Origin of the sequence: Onishia taeanensis, assembly GCF_900100755.1 — a bacterium.
Lineage (GTDB): Bacteria > Pseudomonadota > Gammaproteobacteria > Pseudomonadales > Halomonadaceae > Onishia > Onishia taeanensis.
In genome coordinates this window covers 184046-199814 of record NZ_FNCI01000004.1, presented here as the reverse complement: position 1 = coordinate 199814, position 15769 = coordinate 184046, and the positions used below count along the sequence as shown (strand labels likewise).

Below are 15769 nucleotides of genomic sequence, written 5' to 3'. Positions count from 1 at the left end.
CCAGCCGATATGGCCAACATGGATGTTTCTGCGTGCGAGCAAGCAGTTAGGCACGGGACGCGCAATTGAAGAGATGAGGGTGGGATGGCAGAAACAACTAGTGAGTACGAGCCGGTCAGTAGTGGGCGCGATATACAAGACTTGCTCGACGTCTTGAGTGAGCCAGGTGGCGCTTCGCTGATGCTTGATAAGCCAGGGGGGCAGCCGCTTCCTGTCTTATTGATGGATGTTCGTGTGGATGAAGCACTGATATTGGATATCAGTGCCATTCGCGAGGTGGCGGTGGGCTTGAAGCGTGGGCTCGGTTTTCGCCTCCTGGGCCAGGCGCGATCCAAACTGGTGCGAACGCCGGTGCTGAATATAGCGCAGGCTTATGAGCTTGAAGGCCGGCTGCTATGTGAGGTGCCTTATCCTGAGCAGCTGGAGGTGTTGCAGCGTCGTGACAATTTCCGCGCTGAGTTGAACATGAGCATGGAAGCCACTGTGCTGCTGGGCAAGGCACAAGACCGTGAGCCTTTGCAAGGTGTGCTCAAGAACCTCTCGCTTGAAGGCGCGTTGGTCGCTCTGCCACTGGGGTCTGGCGCGGTGCTGGCGGCTGCATCATCCGTCATCCCGCTCAAACTGATCTTTCCCAATGGCAGTCAGTTGGAGGTCAGTGGAGCCCTGCGTCACGATCAATCTGACCATGATCGGCAGGTCATGTTGGCAGGTTTCGAGTTCATCGGGTGCAGCCCCGAGCAAGAAAGGCAGCTGTGGTTCTTCGTGCGTGAGATCGAGCGTGAAGCCGCTCGGCGCTCCAGGGAAAGTGCCAGTGAGGCGGGGGCCGCAAAGGAGCCATCCCCCTTGTTCCAGTCAAGTGAGCGGAAGCCCGTTCGCGCGGCATCTCATCAGAATGAATATGCCACGCCAATGGCGCGAAGGCTGTCACGTCTTGCCGCCTACCTGGATAATCAGCTCTTTGCGCTAAAGCAGGGGCGCAATTTGGATTCCACCCAATTGTCGCGTCATGCCGATCGGCTGTTGGCATTGCTTGACGAGGACCGTGAGGCGGTGCTTTTTGCCCTTGTCTGCATGCAACATGAATCGCTGCTGGTTCAACATGGGTTAGCCGTGGCCGTTCGGCTGGCGGATATTGCCGGGCAGCACTCCATGCCCCGGGATCTGCGCAAGGCTTTGTTGGCCTGTGCAATGGTGCATGATTTGGGCAAGGCGCTACTGCCCGATGACCTGCGCAAGGCAGCCTCACTGGATCAGGCTCAGTACCGCGCGCTTCAGGTTCATGTCGAAAGTGTCATGCGTAGTCTTGCGGAATGTAACTGGTTGTCTCGTGCGGTCATCCAGGCGGTGGTTGGCGGTGCCAACGAGCGCCTGGATGGCTCGGGTTACCCGCGTGGGGTGAAAAGTGAACAGCTGCATGAGCTTACCCGACTAATGGCGGTGGTGGACGTCGTCGATGCGATGGGGCGTGAGCGCCCTGATCGTGCTGCCTGGGCTATCGATGCCATCTACAAATACCTGCTGGAGCAGCCGCAGCTATTCGACCAGCGCTGGGTTCAGCGCTATGTCCGTCATTTTGGTGTCGTTCCTATCGGTACCCTGGTGCGCTACGCCGGTGGTGAGTTGGCCTGGGTATTGCGGGTGGATGCGCAGGGGCAGCCTTCTCGCGTCCTGCTGACTGAGCATATCGCTGCTCCTGAACCGAAGACGCTAGGTGCCATGCTGGAAGGCAGGGCGCTGGCACAACTTGGCAGGCCGACTGAAAAATTGGTCGTACCGGTAAGCGATTGATGAGAGGGGCAAAGTGGAGGGCAGAGTGCGCGATGTCAGACTGACCGGTTTGCCCCTCAAGTTCTCATGCTTAGCGCCGATAGGTGAAATAACGGCAATTTAAGAAGCTATTCGGCCCCTCGCGGTGGCGCTCTACTTGGCAGAATGGCTCTCAACAGGAGACTCCGACATGGCGACTATTTCATCCTTGGGCATCGGCTCGGGGCTCGATCTGAATGGGCTGCTGGATCAGCTCAAAAGCGCAGAGCGAGAGCAACTGAAGCCTATCACGCAGCAACAGAAGAGTTATCAGTCGCAGATTTCTGCCTATGGGCAACTTGAGAGTGCGCTGTCGAAGTTTCAGGACGCCGCCGCCAAGCTCAATGATGCAGATCTTTTCAAGGGGGTGACCAGCGAAGTTACCGGCAGCGCCGTCACGGCAGCTGGTGGAACTGATGCGGCACCCGGCAGGTACGATATAGAGGTGACTCAGCTTGCTAGGGCCCAGAGCCTGGCGGCTGATGGCGTAGATGACAGCTCACGCTCCTTGGGATCAGCAGGCACCCTCACCTTGGGAATCGGCAGTGGTGCAGGCACGGACATTGAGATCGCAGCTGGCAGCTCCTTGGAAGATGTTCGCGACAGTATCAATGCAGCGGGTGTCGGTGTGCAGGCATCCATCGTTAATGATGGCGGTGCTGGCGGCGCAGGTCAGCCCTATCGGCTGGTGCTGACATCAGAAGAGACCGGCACCGAGTCAGAAATCGCAGTGAGTTTTGATGATGGTGATGGCGGGACCACCAGTGAGCTGGAAGGGCTAATGGGGAATACCTCGGCCCTGACAGAGACGGTTTCCGCCGCGAACGCAGAATTGAGCGTCAATGGTATCGATATCACCAGCCAGTCCAATACTGTCGAGGGTGCGGTGCAAGGCGTGACCCTATCGGTTGCCGAAGTGGATACTGCGACCCTGACCGTCAAGCGTGACAATGCCTCCGTTGAGTCGGCAGTCAGCAGTTTCGTCAGTAGCTATAACCAACTGCAGTCGAAAATGGCCGATCTCACCAGTTTCAATGCAGAAACTGGTCAGGCGGGTGAATTGCTGGGCGATGGCACGCTGCGCAGCGTAGAGTCTCGACTTCGTAATGCACTCGGTGGGAACGCGGCCGAGAGCGGTACTATCCAGATGCTTTCGGACATTGGGGTCAGCCTGAAGGTTGATGGGAAGCTTGAGCTTGATGAAGAGGCGTTGCGTGATGTGGTGGCTGACGACCTTGGGGCACTGAGCACGTTCTTCACGGGAGACGATGAGGCGGGTGGCTTTGCTGGGCAAGTAGATGCCGTGCTGGAACGGATGCTGAGTGACAATGGCCTGATTGCGAATTCGACGCAGGGCCTTGAAGACAGTGTTGACAGGCTTGGTGAGCGATATTCTCGCACCGAGGAAAGTATCGCCAACACGATTGCGCGCTATCGAGAGCAGTTTTCTCAATTGGATAGCATGATTGCGAACATGAACTCGACCAGCAGTTACCTCACCCAACAGTTCAGCAATATGAATGCCCAGCTTGGGCGTAACTGATCACTGAGTTGTCTCGCCAAGGTCAGTCAAACTGATGACGAACATGAGGAAACGATTGTGAATGCCATGAAAGGGGCCGCTGCCTACGGCAAGGGAGCTAAGGCCTATGCCCGAGTTGGCGTTGAAAGCAGTGTGATGTCGGCCTCACCGCATCAGCTTATCACCATGCTTTTCGACGGTGCGCAAACCTCCATACGTACTGCGCGTATTCATATGTTGGATGGCAACATCTCAGAAAAAGGCAAAGCCATATCCAAGGCTCTCGATATCGTCAATAACGGCCTGCAGGCTGCTCTCGATGCGGAGAAGGGCGGGGAGGTCGCAGATCGGTTATGGTCGCTATACGACTATATTGCCCGTCTGCTGCTGGAGGCTAATCTACGCAATGATCCCGAGCGTTTGGATGAGGCATCGAGGCTTTTAGAAAATATCGGTTCTGCTTGGCGAGAGATCGGCGAACGGCCTGGCGAGGTATGACATGACTGAGCCGCGGTTCGAACAAGGCAAGGGTACTAATGAAGACATCATTTCGGGTTACGAAGCGCTGTTAGAACGCTCAACCCGGATGCTTGCCTTTGCCTGCGAAGAAGACTGGAGCCGCCTGCTTGAAGAGGAGGCTGAATACGTCATCGATGTCGAGCGACTCTCCAGAATCGAGGCAGAGCACACGCTGGATGCGAGCTTTGCCCAGCGTAAGGCATTACTGCTTGAGCGTATTCTGGAAGGAGATCTGGAGATTCGGCGTCGACTAAGCAAGCGGCGCGACGAGTTAGGTGAACTGCTGCATGCCAGCCAGCGAAAGCGTTCGGTCGACAGCGCATATCGAGGAGCTGCAGGGCCCCAGGTTCTTGGTGGCCCTGGGCGATTCAAGAAAGGTGATGCTTGAGTGGCATAACACCTTTGATCGATACCCTGCTCCATCAAGTATTAGGGAAGCGGGTTGATGTGCCCGTGCCTCGGGAGCTCAATGCTCCCGTGCAGCCTTCGAGTCCAGGCGATGCGGTTCAAGCACTGCGTAGCGACTCTCGGCTAGATCCTCGACAGGGCACGGTGTCATCCCCGTTAGTTGGCCGCTCGCTTGGTCAGGGGGTATCGCCCTCAGATCTATCCCGGCCAGGGGCTCAGCCCTCAACGCAAACGCACCTCAGTCCTTCGGCGCAAACCATCGCCAGCGTGCTCGAACGTTTTCCGGCGCCCGCTTCTACGCTGCGCGTGCAAGGCCCCTTGCTGCCAGCCGAGGCGAGTACTGCCCCAGCGACTCAAGTAGCCTCTCGTTTACAGCAGAGCATTGAGACAAGCGGGCTTTTTTACGAATCGCATTTGTCGAAATGGTACCGTGGTGAGCTGCCTAGGCAGCAGCTGGCGCTTGAGCCTCAAATGCATCGAGCTAATAGCGCCAACCTCTTCCAACAGCTGACACCGGTTACCACGGCACCCTCGCCGATGTCGGTGCCATTACCGGTGCCTGCGACCATGTCAGGCTCCGCCTGGACGAGCATGTTTTTTGGCTCCGTGCCCGTTGGCGGCCCAGACGTCACGGCTCAGGGGGCCGGGGGGCAGTCGGCATTTTCCGCAACGAGCGGGCCAGTCAACCAGGCAGCAGGTTCCTCAGCCGGTGCCTCTCTTGTGCCCAATAGCTCTTCGATGCCACAGAGCTCAGGTGTAAGCCCTCACTCTTCTGGAAGTCCGGCGCTTCAGGCATACCAACAAGTGGGTGGAGCTGAGCGTGCAGAAATGCCTATGCCACACGCTTCAGCGGACCGTTCACATCATGCCCCGGCGAGTACCCTGGAGCTGGATGACGCACAGCAGAACGTGGTACGCCATCAATTGGAAATGCTTGCCACGCCGTCGCCGGTGTTGCGCTGGGAAGGCGACGTCTGGTCAGGCGTATTCATGGCGCTCGTCGTACAGATGCCCCAAGGAGGACGGCGGGACGGAGAGCAGTCGGCATCCGACGAACGTGACGAAGACGCGGATCAGGGTGCCTGGCAGACACAAATGTCGCTGCAGGTGAATGGATTGGGCAAGCTGGATGTGAAGTTGCGCTTTGCCCCTAAGCAGCTGGATATTTCCCTGGTGGCTGAAAACCAGGCGGTTCTGGCCAGGCTGCATAGCGGTGAGGCTGATTTGCGCACCCGTTTGCAGGCCTGTGGCTATGAGGCTGTTGGTTTGCAGATGATCGAGCGGCAGGACGAGAGAGGCTCGGTATGAGTGATAATTCACAGCACGAGCGACGCCAAGCCGTGGCCCTTGCGTATCAAGGTGATGGGGCGCCGCATGTCGTGGCCAAGGGCTATGGTGACATGGCGTCACGAATCATCGAGGCCGCGAAGGAAAACGATATTTTTGTCCATGATGCGCCTGCATTGGTCAACATGCTTATGCAGCTCGACCTGGATGAAAAGATTCCGCCTGAGCTCTATCAGGTGATTGCTGAATTACTGGTATGGGTGCGTGATTTGGTGCCCGAGTCCGATTGACTTATCGGTGGGTGACATGGCGTTGCTAATGATTCCGATCCTCATGCATTTTGCGTCTAGGGCTCTTATTGGTAAGCAAGCTAATATCTATTTTGTAACGAAAGGAAAAAAAATGTGTTTTAAAGAAATTTTTAATGCTGGCGGTTAACTCTTCTGCCCTGTTTGTATGTAGCTTGATCCGCATGCTACGGCCTTTCTTCCTTGTTTTTCTTCGGTTGTCAATTTGTAACTCTCTTCACGAAGGTTCGCTTGCGTACGGTTGAAAATGTAGTCCTAAAAAACTAACAATGGCGGAAAGAAAGATCAGGCAGACCATAAAAAAAACTGATGCGTCTAGTCAGTAAATGTCATGATCGTTTAATAATTGTACGCCTTCGCAGGGGTCGAGAATGATAAATGAGCAACTCTTGGATGAAATCCAAGACTTGAACCTATCCTATTTGCTGTTGGCTCAGCGCCTGTTGGCCGAAGACCGGGCGATGGCCATGTTCCGGCTCAAGGTCGATGGAGAGATGGCAGATATTCTTGCCTCGCTCTCGGCCAGACAGCTGGGGCAGCTCTCCCGCACCAATCAGTTGCTTTGCCAACTCAGTCTAAGTGACGAGACTCAGTTGCAGGCCTTACTCAAGCAGAGGCGCGAGCAGGGTCTTATTCACACCCATGCGTCGATGATCCTGACACAGACTCCCTCTACTTCGCTAAGCCAATCGGCTGGAGGTTCGGCATGAGCGAAAAGAGTCTGGTGATGGAGATGCAGCAGATTCAGATGGCCGTTGAGCTGATTGAGCTCGGTGCTCGCCTGCAGGTGTTGGAAACCGAGACTGACCTCAGCCGTGGCCGGCTAATCAGGCTCTATAAAGAGGTGCGTGGCATGTCTCCACCCAAGGGGATGCTGCCATTTTCCACCGATTGGTTTATTACTTGGCTACCTAATATTCATTCCTCTCTCTTCTATAATTACTATCACCGTCTATTGGAAGACTGTGAATGCGATCGCATGGAAGCCTTTGTTAAAGCTTTTAGGCTGTACCTTGAACAAGTCAGTCTGGATGATGCTGAGCCGGTTCTGGGGCTTACGCGAGCCTGGACGCTGGTGCGCTTCTTTGAGAGTGAGCTCCTGGAACTGGCAACCTGCACGTCGTGCAGCGCTCAGTTCGTCGCTCATGCCCATACGCCCACTCAGGAATTCGTGTGCGGAATCTGTCAGCCTCCCTCCAGGGCTGGTAAGACTCGCAAGCGCATGGCCAAAGGAAACGACGATACTCGCACTGCAAGCGTAGCCGCGCCGGCGCGTCGCGTATCCGCATCATCTATGTCGTGAGCAAAACCGAGAAGTAGCTTCCCTGCTGAGGCCCTGGCTTGATTGCCAGGGCTTTTTTTGTTGGGAGGCGCTAACTGACGTTTTTTCCCTTCTGGGCCTCAAGGCCTTCGACACACTGCCGATAGGTATGTAAGACGCTAATCGCCGCAGTGAAGGACGTAGCTTGTGTTTATACCTCTCGGGTTCATTATCGTAACGCTGTCGGTTTTCGGTGGTTTTGCCCTCGCGGGGGGCGAGCTCGGCCCTCTTTATCAGCCGACCGAATTTCTGATGATTTTCGGTGGTGCCTTTGGCGCCTTCATCGCTGCCAACAACGGCAAGGCAATGAAGGCGACGATCAAGAGCTTTTCCAAGCTCAAGCGCACTGCCAAGTATGACAAACAGACCTACATGGAAGTGATGGCAGTGTTGTACAAACTGCTGAGCAAGGTCCGTCGTGAAGGGATGCTGGGCATCGAGCGAGATATCGACTCGCCTGAGGATAGCCCGCTGTTCACGGAGCACCCAAAGGTCATGAATGACCCGATGATCATGAATTTCATCACTGACTATTTGCGTCTGATGGTGAGTGGTGGCATGGATCCGCATCAGCTGGATGAACTGATGCTCCATGAGATCGAGGCCTTCGAACACGAGGCGCATATACCCGCTGATGCCTTGGCAAAGGTCGGTGATGGTCTTCCCGCATTCGGTATCGTTGCGGCGGTCATGGGGGTGGTGAAAGCACTGAGTTCCGCGGATGCCGGCGCCGAGCAGATGGGCGTGATGATTGCTCATGCCTTGGTCGGGACCTTTCTCGGTATCTTGCTCGGGTATGGTTTTTTCAACCCCCTTGCGAGCCGCATTGACCGACAAGTTCAGGAAGGCGTCAAGATGCTGCAGTGCATTCGCGTGACGCTGTTGGCTAGCCTCAATGGCTTTGCGCCGCAGCTAGCGGTTGAGTTCGGTCGTAAAGCGCTGCATAGCGATGAGCGCCCTGGTTTTGCCGAGCTTGAAGAGCATGTGCGATCAGCCAAGGCCTCTGCTGGAACGGGAGGCGCATGAGTTCGCAGGGCCCCCCTATTATCATCCGCCGCAAGAAGGTCGTACATGGCCACCATGGTGGCAGCTGGAAAATCGCCCTGGCCGATTTCATGACCGCTCTAATGGCGCTTTTTCTGGTCCTGTGGATTCTCTCCTCGGCGACTCAGGAGCAGCGAGAGGGCGTGGCCGAGTATTTTAGTACGCCATTACTAACGGCCATTGCTGGCGGTGAGAAACAGGCTAATACGAGCAATGTGATCCCCGGTGGTGGCCCTGACCCGACCACAACCGAAGGTGAAAGGCAGCGCATTGATCGGCGCATAGAAAACCGGCCAACCGAGATGCGGCGGCGCTTCCAGGATTTGCGTCGTCGCATAGAGAGCGCGATCCAAGCCGACCCAGTGTTGCGTGAATTGCGCAACCAGCTGCGCTTTGATACGACACGCGAAGGTTTGCGCATACAGTTGGTCGATACGGATAAGCGACCCATGTTCGAACTCGGTAGTGATCAGGTGGCTCCCTATATGCGCCGCTTGCTTAGAACATTGGCGCCACTTCTCAATGAGGTGCCAAACCCGATCAGTATCAGCGGACATACCGACAGTGTGCCGTACCTGGGTGGACTGAAGGGATACAGCAATTGGGAACTCTCCAGCGACCGGGCCAATGCGTCGCGCAGGGAGTTGGTCGCTGGAGGGCTTGAGCCCGACCGGCTGCTTAGAGTGGCGGGTATGGGAGATCAGGTGCCGATGCCGGATAGCGAGCCTGGTGATGCCATTAACCGTCGAATTTCGCTAGTGGTGTTGTACCAGCAAGTGGCCGATCACATCCGAAATGGGGCTCAGGGGGGGGATATCGGATTGCCGCCCGCCATCAACAGGCAGGGCAATGAATTGCCGACTCAAGAATTCCTAGAGGGCCTGCGCGAGACACTGGGTGCTCAATGACCCCTGTCGGCCGGTTATATGATCAGTTCGGGGACGAACATGGATATCAGTGAATTTTACGAAACATTCTTCGAAGAAGCCGAAGAGTTGCTCGGTGATATGGAGAGGCATCTGCTTGAGCTGGATGTCGATGAGCCTGATGCCGAGCAGCTAAATGCAATCTTTCGAGCGGCGCATTCAATCAAGGGCGGCGCGGGCACTTTCGGTTTCGATGTCTTGCAGCACACCACTCACCTGCTCGAGAACCTGCTCGATCACACGCGTCATGGCGAGCTAGTGCTACGCAGAGATATCGTCGACACCTTTTTGGAAGCCAAGGATATGCTGCACGATCAACTTGATGCCTATCGGCAGGGCGAGGAACCTGATCCCGAAGCCTTCGAGCGCATCTGTCAGACCTTGAAACAGCTCGCTCTTGATGAGATGGGCAAGAAGGTCGGTGATGATGCGCCGGGCGCTGCGCCAGCAGCCAAGGCTGAGCCTGAACAGGCTTCTCAGCCTGAGGAGAAGTCCAAAGAAGCGTCGTCTGGCGTAAGCGATGGTGACGGTGGTGCCGAGGGGCGGCTGACTATTGCACTGCTTGGTATCGCCGATAAGGATCGCGATTTACTGGTAGAAGAGCTGGCCAATTTCGGTGAAATCATCGAGCGCCGCGGAGACAGCAGTCGCTACGAGGTGGTGCTGGAAACCTCGACGAGCATCGATGATATCGAAATGGTGATGTGCTTCATCGTCGAGCCTGAGCAACTGGAGATAGTTGCGGCTGGCGGTCCAGCGGCCGGCGCCCCGGCGGCGGATGTTTCAGACGCTGCGGCCAAGTCTGATTCTGGCGAGTCTGCGCAAAGCGGCCAGCACAGTGAGGCGAAAGCGGCGTCACCGAGCAAGACACCAGAGCAGCCCGCCAAAGCCGAACCCGGCAAGCCGGCCGCCAAGGGGCAAGATAAAGCCAAGGCCAAGCCCAAGGCCGCCGCCGGGGCTGAGTCCTCAATCCGCGTGCCGGTCAACAAGGTCGATCAGATCATCAACCTGGTCGGTGAGTTGATCATTACCCAGTCAATGCTAGATCAGACCGTCAGTGAGATGGATGCGACTCAGGGCGGTGCATTGGTCAATGGCATGAGCCTTTTGCAGCGCAATGCTCGCGACCTGCAAGAGGCCGTCATGTCGGTCCGCATGGTGCCGATGGACTATGTCTTCAGCCGTTTCCCGCGCCTAGTGCGTGATCTCGCCGCCAAGCTCGACAAGAACGTGGAGTTGGTCACTGAGGGGGAATCCACTGAGCTCGACAAGAGCCTTACCGAGCGCATCATCGACCCGCTTACGCACCTGGTGCGCAATAGCCTCGATCACGGCATCGAGTCTCCGGATAAGCGCGAAGCGGCGGGCAAGTCTCGTACCGGACGGCTGACCCTCTCTGCACAACATCAGGGCGGTAATATCCTGATTGAGGTGAAGGACGATGGCGGCGGCTTGAACCGCGAGAAGTTGCTGGCGAAGGCGGCATCCAACGGCGTCCCGACCGCTGAGAACATGAGTGATGACGACGTTTGGCAGCTGATCTTTGCGCCGGGTTTCTCTACCGCTGATCAGGTAAGTGATGTCTCTGGACGCGGTGTCGGCATGGATGTCGTCAAGCGCAACATCCAGGCCATGGGCGGTCATGTCGAGATTCAATCTCGTCAGGGGCAGGGCACCACCACTCGTATCGTGCTGCCGCTTACCTTGGCGATTCTAGATGGCATGTCGATCAAGGTCGGCAACGAGATGTTCATTCTCCCGCTCAGCACGGTGTTGGAATCACTACAGCCGCGCAAAGAAGACATCTATGCCATGGCCGGTGATGATGTGGTGATGAAGGTACGGGATGAGTACCTGCCGGTCGTCGCCGTTCATCAGGCCCTGGATGTCGCCGACGCCGAGACCGAGCCTACCAATTGCATCGCTGTGATCGTGCAGGGTGAAGGTCGCCGTTATGCCCTATTGGTTGACGACTTGATCGGCCAGCAGCAAGTGGTGGTCAAGAACTTGGAAACCAACTATCGCAAGGTGTCCGGCGTGTCCGCTGCCACCATTCTCGGCGATGGCAGCGTGGCTCTGATCCTGGATGTCACGGACCTACACCGCCTGAGTCGTACCAAGAGAGAGGCGCAGAGCGCCAGTCGCCAGACCCCGCTTGCCAAGGAGGTAGAAGTATAATGACAGACCTAAATGCCGCCAGTGCCGCTGCTACAGAGGCGCATAGCCGTGAGTTCCTGGTGTTTTCGCTGGGTGATGAAGAATATGCCATCGATATTCTCAAGGTGCAGGAGATTCGCGGCTACGAGAATGTCACGCGCATTGCCAATGCGCCGGACTTCATCAAAGGGGTGACCAACCTGCGTGGCGTGATCGTCCCGATCGTCGATCTGCGTATCAAGTTCCACCTGGAAAATGTCGAGTACGGCGGACAGACGGTGGTGATCGTTGTCAATGTGGGCGAGCGCATCGTGGGTATCGTGGTGGACGGTGTCTCCGACGTGATGACGTTGACGCCCGAGCAGATCAAACCTGCTCCGGAATTCGGGGTTACCCTGTCGTCCGATTACTTGAGTGGTCTCGGCAGCCTCGAAGATCGCATGTTGGTATTGGTCGATATCGACAAGCTACTGACCAGCGAAGAAATGGCGCTGGTCGATACCATCGACGCCTGATATTGCTCTTGATCTCGCCATTCTCATCGCCCGGCCATCGCCGGGCGATGTCGTTTTGGTGCGATTTTCTTCTTGCCTTGCACTTCCTCCCTAAAGACCTGCCCCCCTCCGGCCGATAATCCCTTTAGATTTGAGAAGGCGCTCACATGTGACGAGTTCGTCCATGAGAAAAGCTGGAAGCAACAATTGCTATTAGCAACACAATAACTATGACAGTCGCCCCATCATTTCGCCCTGACGGAACGGCGAGGGCTGTTGCTTCTGGCCTGAGAGGGCGGTTGCGACGCTCAATTAAGTACGGCGTCAGTGGATGCAAGACGCTACTAAAGGGAAGGGGTTTGCATGAAGTTGATTGACAACATGACGGTGCGGATGAGCTGGGGATTGGTGCTGCTCATGTTCACCAGCCTGATCCTCGTGCTCAGTGCGCTTGGGTTTTATGCCGTGAGTGATACAGGGGCGGTGGATGAGAAAGCCGGACTGGTCGAGGCTGGCATCTTTCTCGTACTGGGTGTGACCTTTATCACCATTGCTCTGGTGCTTTGGGGCGTCACGGTGAATGTCATCCGCCCACTGGAACGGGCTGTCGGGCATTTCGAGCGCATGGCTAAAGGGGATCTTTCTGGCGCCGTTGAAAAGCGCGGGAACAATGAGATTGGTCGTCTTTTCGCGGCGATGGATCACATGCAGCAAAGCCTTGGGCGTACCGTTGGCAAGGTTCGCCAAGGAGGCCAGACCATTCACCGTCACTCGCAGGAAATTTCAAAAGGTAATACTGACCTGTCGTCTCGTACCGAGCAGCAGGCGGCCTCTCTACAGGAAACGGCCTCGAGCATGGAAGAGCTGACCTCGACGGTCAGTCAGAACGCCGATAATGCCCGTCAGGCCAGCCAGTTGGCTGTTGATGCGTCTCATACCGCACGCCGCGGTGGAGAGGTGGTGAGCGAAGTGGTTGGCACCATGCGCGGTATCAACGACAGCTCGCACCAGGTCAGCGAGATCATCAAGGTGATCGACTCGATCGCATTTCAGACCAATATCCTGGCACTCAATGCCTCCGTCGAGGCGGCGCGGGCAGGTGAGCATGGTCGCGGCTTTGCTGTCGTCGCTGAAGAAGTGCGCAACTTGGCTGGACGCAGCAGCGGCGCGTCAAAGGAAATTCGCGGCCTGATTGAAGACTCCGTGGCCCGCGTAACAGAAGGCACCGCGCTCGTCGATCGCGCGGGCCAGACCATGGAGGCGATCGTTTCCGCGGTTCAGCGTGTCAGCGACATCATGGATGAAATTGCGGCCGCCTCCCAGGAGCAGAGTCATGGCATCGGTCAGGTCAACCAGGCTGTGACCCAGATGGATCAGGTGACGCAGCAGAACGCCGTGCTGGTCGAGCAGGCCGCCAATGCTGCCAGCGAGTTGGAGCGAGAGGCCGAGCAGTTGCATACGGCCGTTGCGACGTTCCGTCTTGGCAGCCAGTCCAGCGAGCCGGTATCCGATTTTCGCACCGACACGGCGACCGCGAATCATCGACACGACGATGATGCGGAGCTTGCGCGCTGGATGCCTCAGCTCGTCGGCAAGGCTGACCACCAATCGAATCGAACGGCCAGATCCTCTGCGTCTCCTGACGAGGATTGGTCGTCCTTTTAGGCGTTTAAAAATGCCTAGCCCACGCTAGACCACTGAATCTGAATATAACAAGCAAGCCTGCTAGGGCCCACAAGGTCCGATGCAAGGAGGAATAGATGCGCAATAACCAGCCTGTGACGCAGCGAGAAGTAGAACTGAAAGAAGATGACTTTCTGATCTCGAGAACGGATACCAAGGGGCGCATCACCTACGCCAACCCTGGCTTTATCGAGATCAGCGGTTTCTCCCAAGAAGAGTTGCTAGGGTCGCCACACAACTTGGTCCGCCATCCCGACATGCCGGTGGAAGCCTTCGCCAACATGTGGGAGACCCTCAAGTCAGGAGAATCGTGGTCAGGGCTGGTCAAGAACCGTTGTAAGAATGGGGATCATTACTGGGTCCATGCTAGCGTCACCCCGATCATCGAAGAGGGAGAGCTAGTCGGCTATGCCTCGTTAAGAGTTCAGGCGACACGCGAGGCGATAGAGGAAGCAGAGCGGAGTTATGCGCTTATTCGTGAGGGTCGCGGCAAGCATTTGACACTCGACCGAGGTAGATTGCGGCGTCGAGGTGTGTTTGGCCGGCTGCGGCAAATCAACCTGCGCAGTATGCGTGCTCGCTTGACGACCATGGTCGCCGTTTCGGCGTTCCTGCTGCTGGCTAGCAGCGGCTTGGGGCTTTTTAGTCTCAATGTTGCCGGCGAGCGCATCAATGAGATCAATCAGGATGGCCTGGAAGATGTGGCACGTTTACAGCGTATCGAGCAGTTGATGACTCAGGCACGCGACCGGCTCAGTGAGCCTGTCAGCAACCCGATGTCTGCCGATGTGGATAGTCTCAAGGTCACGGTCGATGAGCTGGTGGTAAAGCTTGACGCTGCCTGGGGCGGTTTTATTGATGAAGGTGCCACCCTCTCGCCGACTGAGCAGGCGTTCGCCGACGGTCTCGATGTCTATATTAATGACGGTCTCAATGCGGTCGTAGCAGCGCTTGACTCGGGAGACTTTTACAACGGCTATGTCGCCTTCAATGAAGTGTTGCGCCCCAAGGGAGATGAACTCTCCAATACCATCAATGAACTGGTGGCTGACAAACAGGCACACGCCGCCAGCCTGGCTAACCTGGCTGAGAAAGATCAGCAACGGATGGTCCTGATTCAGGGGGGATTGCTTGCGGTCGGGCTGCTGGTGCTTGCGCTGCTCGGCATGCTGACCATTCGCGCCTTGCTCAAGCCGCTACGTGAGTCGATGCAGTTCACTCAGCAAATCTCCGCGGGCAACCTCGCGGCTAATGTTCCGACGCATCGCGACGATGAGACCGGTCGCTTGATCGTCGCACTGAATACGATGCGCAAGAGCCTCGGCACTATCATTGGTGACGTCAATGGCAGCGTTGAGGTGGTTGGGCCAGCGGCTCGCGATATCGCGCAGGGTAACGAAGATCTGTCATCGCGCACCGAGCAGCAGGCCGCCTCGTTGCAACAAACGGCCTCCAGCATGGAAGAGATGACCACTACGGTCAGACAGAACGCCGAAAATGCGCGTCAGGCCAGCACCCTTGCCGTGGAAAATGCCACCCAGGTAGGCAATGCCGGCGAGCTGATGAACCAGGTCGTCGATACCATGGAGCGCATTACGGCAAGTTCGCGCAAGATGACCGAGATTATCGATGTCATCGAATCGATTGCTTTCCAGACCAATATCTTGGCGCTCAACGCCTCAGTGGAGGCGGCTCGAGCCGGTGAACACGGTCGTGGCTTTGCCGTTGTCGCCGAAGAGGTGCGCAGCCTGGCGGGTCGAAGCAGTTCGGCATCCAAGGAGATTCGCGAGCTGATCTCCGGATCGGCAACGGAAATCGACAGCGGTGCGGGGCTGGTCAAATCAGCAGAAGCGGCCATTGGCGAGGTCGTGTCTGCGGCGACGCGTGTCAACGACATCATGGGCGAGATCACTGCTGCCTCAGAGGAGCAGAGCAGCGGTATTACCCAGATTAACCAGGCGATCGCCCAGATGGACGAGGTGACCCAGCAGAATGCCACTCGAGTGCAGTCCTCGGCGCGCGCCGCCTCAGAGCTCGAACACCAGACCCTTCTTTTGAGTACGGCCATTGCTGCGTTCCGTCTGCGCGGCGAAGGTGCGGAAAAAGTCCAGCGGGTCCCCAGCAAGGTCAGTAACGCGCCGGCGTTGGGGCAGTCCTCCGCAGGTGCTAAGAAGTCGTCATCAGGTGAGCAGCATTCGCGTAGCTCAAACCAGGCGTTGAAGCAGCATCGTCAGTTGGCGAATGCCAACGATGATTGGGAGGCCTTTTGAACAGTCATGTATCCCATGAGGCGG

The 15769-nt window shown here is 56.8% G+C and carries 14 protein-coding genes; all 14 read left to right on the top strand.

The window, feature by feature from the left end; translation table 11 throughout:
• The first annotated feature begins 84 nt into the window (after window positions 1-84).
• Complete coding sequence (locus BLR71_RS07795) at window positions 85-1788, top strand: HD domain-containing phosphohydrolase (protein ID WP_092524802.1); 1704 nt, start codon at window positions 85-87, stop codon at window positions 1786-1788.
• Window positions 1789-1957: 169 nt separating this feature from the next.
• Window positions 1958-3349: a flagellar filament capping protein FliD gene (gene fliD, locus BLR71_RS07790; RefSeq protein ID WP_092524800.1), complete on the top strand. Its 1392-nt coding sequence runs from the start codon at window positions 1958-1960 to the stop codon at window positions 3347-3349.
• Window positions 3350-3415: 66 nt separating this feature from the next.
• The gene (gene fliS / locus BLR71_RS07785; RefSeq protein WP_422730765.1) at window positions 3416-3826 is read left to right on the top strand and encodes a flagellar export chaperone FliS; all 411 of its coding nucleotides are present in this window, start codon (window positions 3416-3418) and stop codon (window positions 3824-3826) included.
• 1 nt (window position 3827) lies between these two features.
• Window positions 3828-4235 carry a flagellar protein FliT gene (locus tag BLR71_RS07780; RefSeq protein ID WP_092524796.1) on the top strand — a complete coding sequence of 136 codons (408 nt, stop codon included), beginning with the start codon at window positions 3828-3830 and terminating at the stop codon, window positions 4233-4235.
• Between the two features lie 854 nt (window positions 4236-5089).
• Entirely contained in the window at window positions 5090-5563 is a 474-nt protein-coding gene (gene fliK / locus BLR71_RS17615) for a flagellar hook-length control protein FliK (RefSeq protein ID WP_175491632.1), read from the top strand.
• Window positions 5560-5832, top strand: a complete 273-nt coding sequence (locus BLR71_RS07770) for an EscU/YscU/HrcU family type III secretion system export apparatus switch protein (protein WP_092524792.1) — start codon at window positions 5560-5562, stop codon at window positions 5830-5832. The genes fliK and BLR71_RS07770 overlap by 4 nt, the downstream gene beginning before the upstream one ends.
• A gap of 389 nt (window positions 5833-6221) precedes the next feature.
• Window positions 6222-6560: a flagellar transcriptional regulator FlhD gene (gene flhD, locus BLR71_RS07765; protein WP_092524790.1), complete on the top strand. Its 339-nt coding sequence runs from the start codon at window positions 6222-6224 to the stop codon at window positions 6558-6560.
• Window positions 6557-7153, top strand: a complete 597-nt coding sequence (gene flhC / locus BLR71_RS07760; protein ID WP_092524788.1) for a flagellar transcriptional regulator FlhC — start codon at window positions 6557-6559, stop codon at window positions 7151-7153. The genes flhD and flhC overlap by 4 nt, the downstream gene beginning before the upstream one ends.
• 165 nt (window positions 7154-7318) lie before the next feature.
• Complete coding sequence (gene motA / locus BLR71_RS07755) at window positions 7319-8197, top strand: flagellar motor stator protein MotA (RefSeq protein WP_092524786.1); 879 nt, start codon at window positions 7319-7321, stop codon at window positions 8195-8197.
• Window positions 8194-9123, top strand: coding sequence for a flagellar motor protein MotB (gene motB / locus BLR71_RS07750; protein WP_092524784.1), 930 nt, complete (start codon window positions 8194-8196; stop codon window positions 9121-9123). Before motA ends, motB begins: the two co-directional genes overlap by 4 nt.
• 39 nt (window positions 9124-9162) lie before the next feature.
• Window positions 9163-11319 (top strand): chemotaxis protein CheA, encoded by a 2157-nt coding sequence (gene cheA / locus BLR71_RS07745; protein WP_092524782.1) that lies wholly within the window; start codon window positions 9163-9165, stop codon window positions 11317-11319.
• The gene (gene cheW / locus BLR71_RS07740) at window positions 11319-11813 is read left to right on the top strand and encodes a chemotaxis protein CheW (protein ID WP_092524781.1); all 495 of its coding nucleotides are present in this window, start codon (window positions 11319-11321) and stop codon (window positions 11811-11813) included. Before cheA ends, cheW begins: the two co-directional genes overlap by 1 nt.
• 342 nt (window positions 11814-12155) lie before the next feature.
• Window positions 12156-13457, top strand: a complete 1302-nt coding sequence (locus BLR71_RS07735; protein WP_092524779.1) for a methyl-accepting chemotaxis protein — start codon at window positions 12156-12158, stop codon at window positions 13455-13457.
• 95 nt (window positions 13458-13552) lie between these two features.
• Window positions 13553-15745: a methyl-accepting chemotaxis protein gene (locus tag BLR71_RS07730; RefSeq protein WP_092524777.1), complete on the top strand. Its 2193-nt coding sequence runs from the start codon at window positions 13553-13555 to the stop codon at window positions 15743-15745.
• Window positions 15746-15769 lie beyond the last annotated feature (24 nt).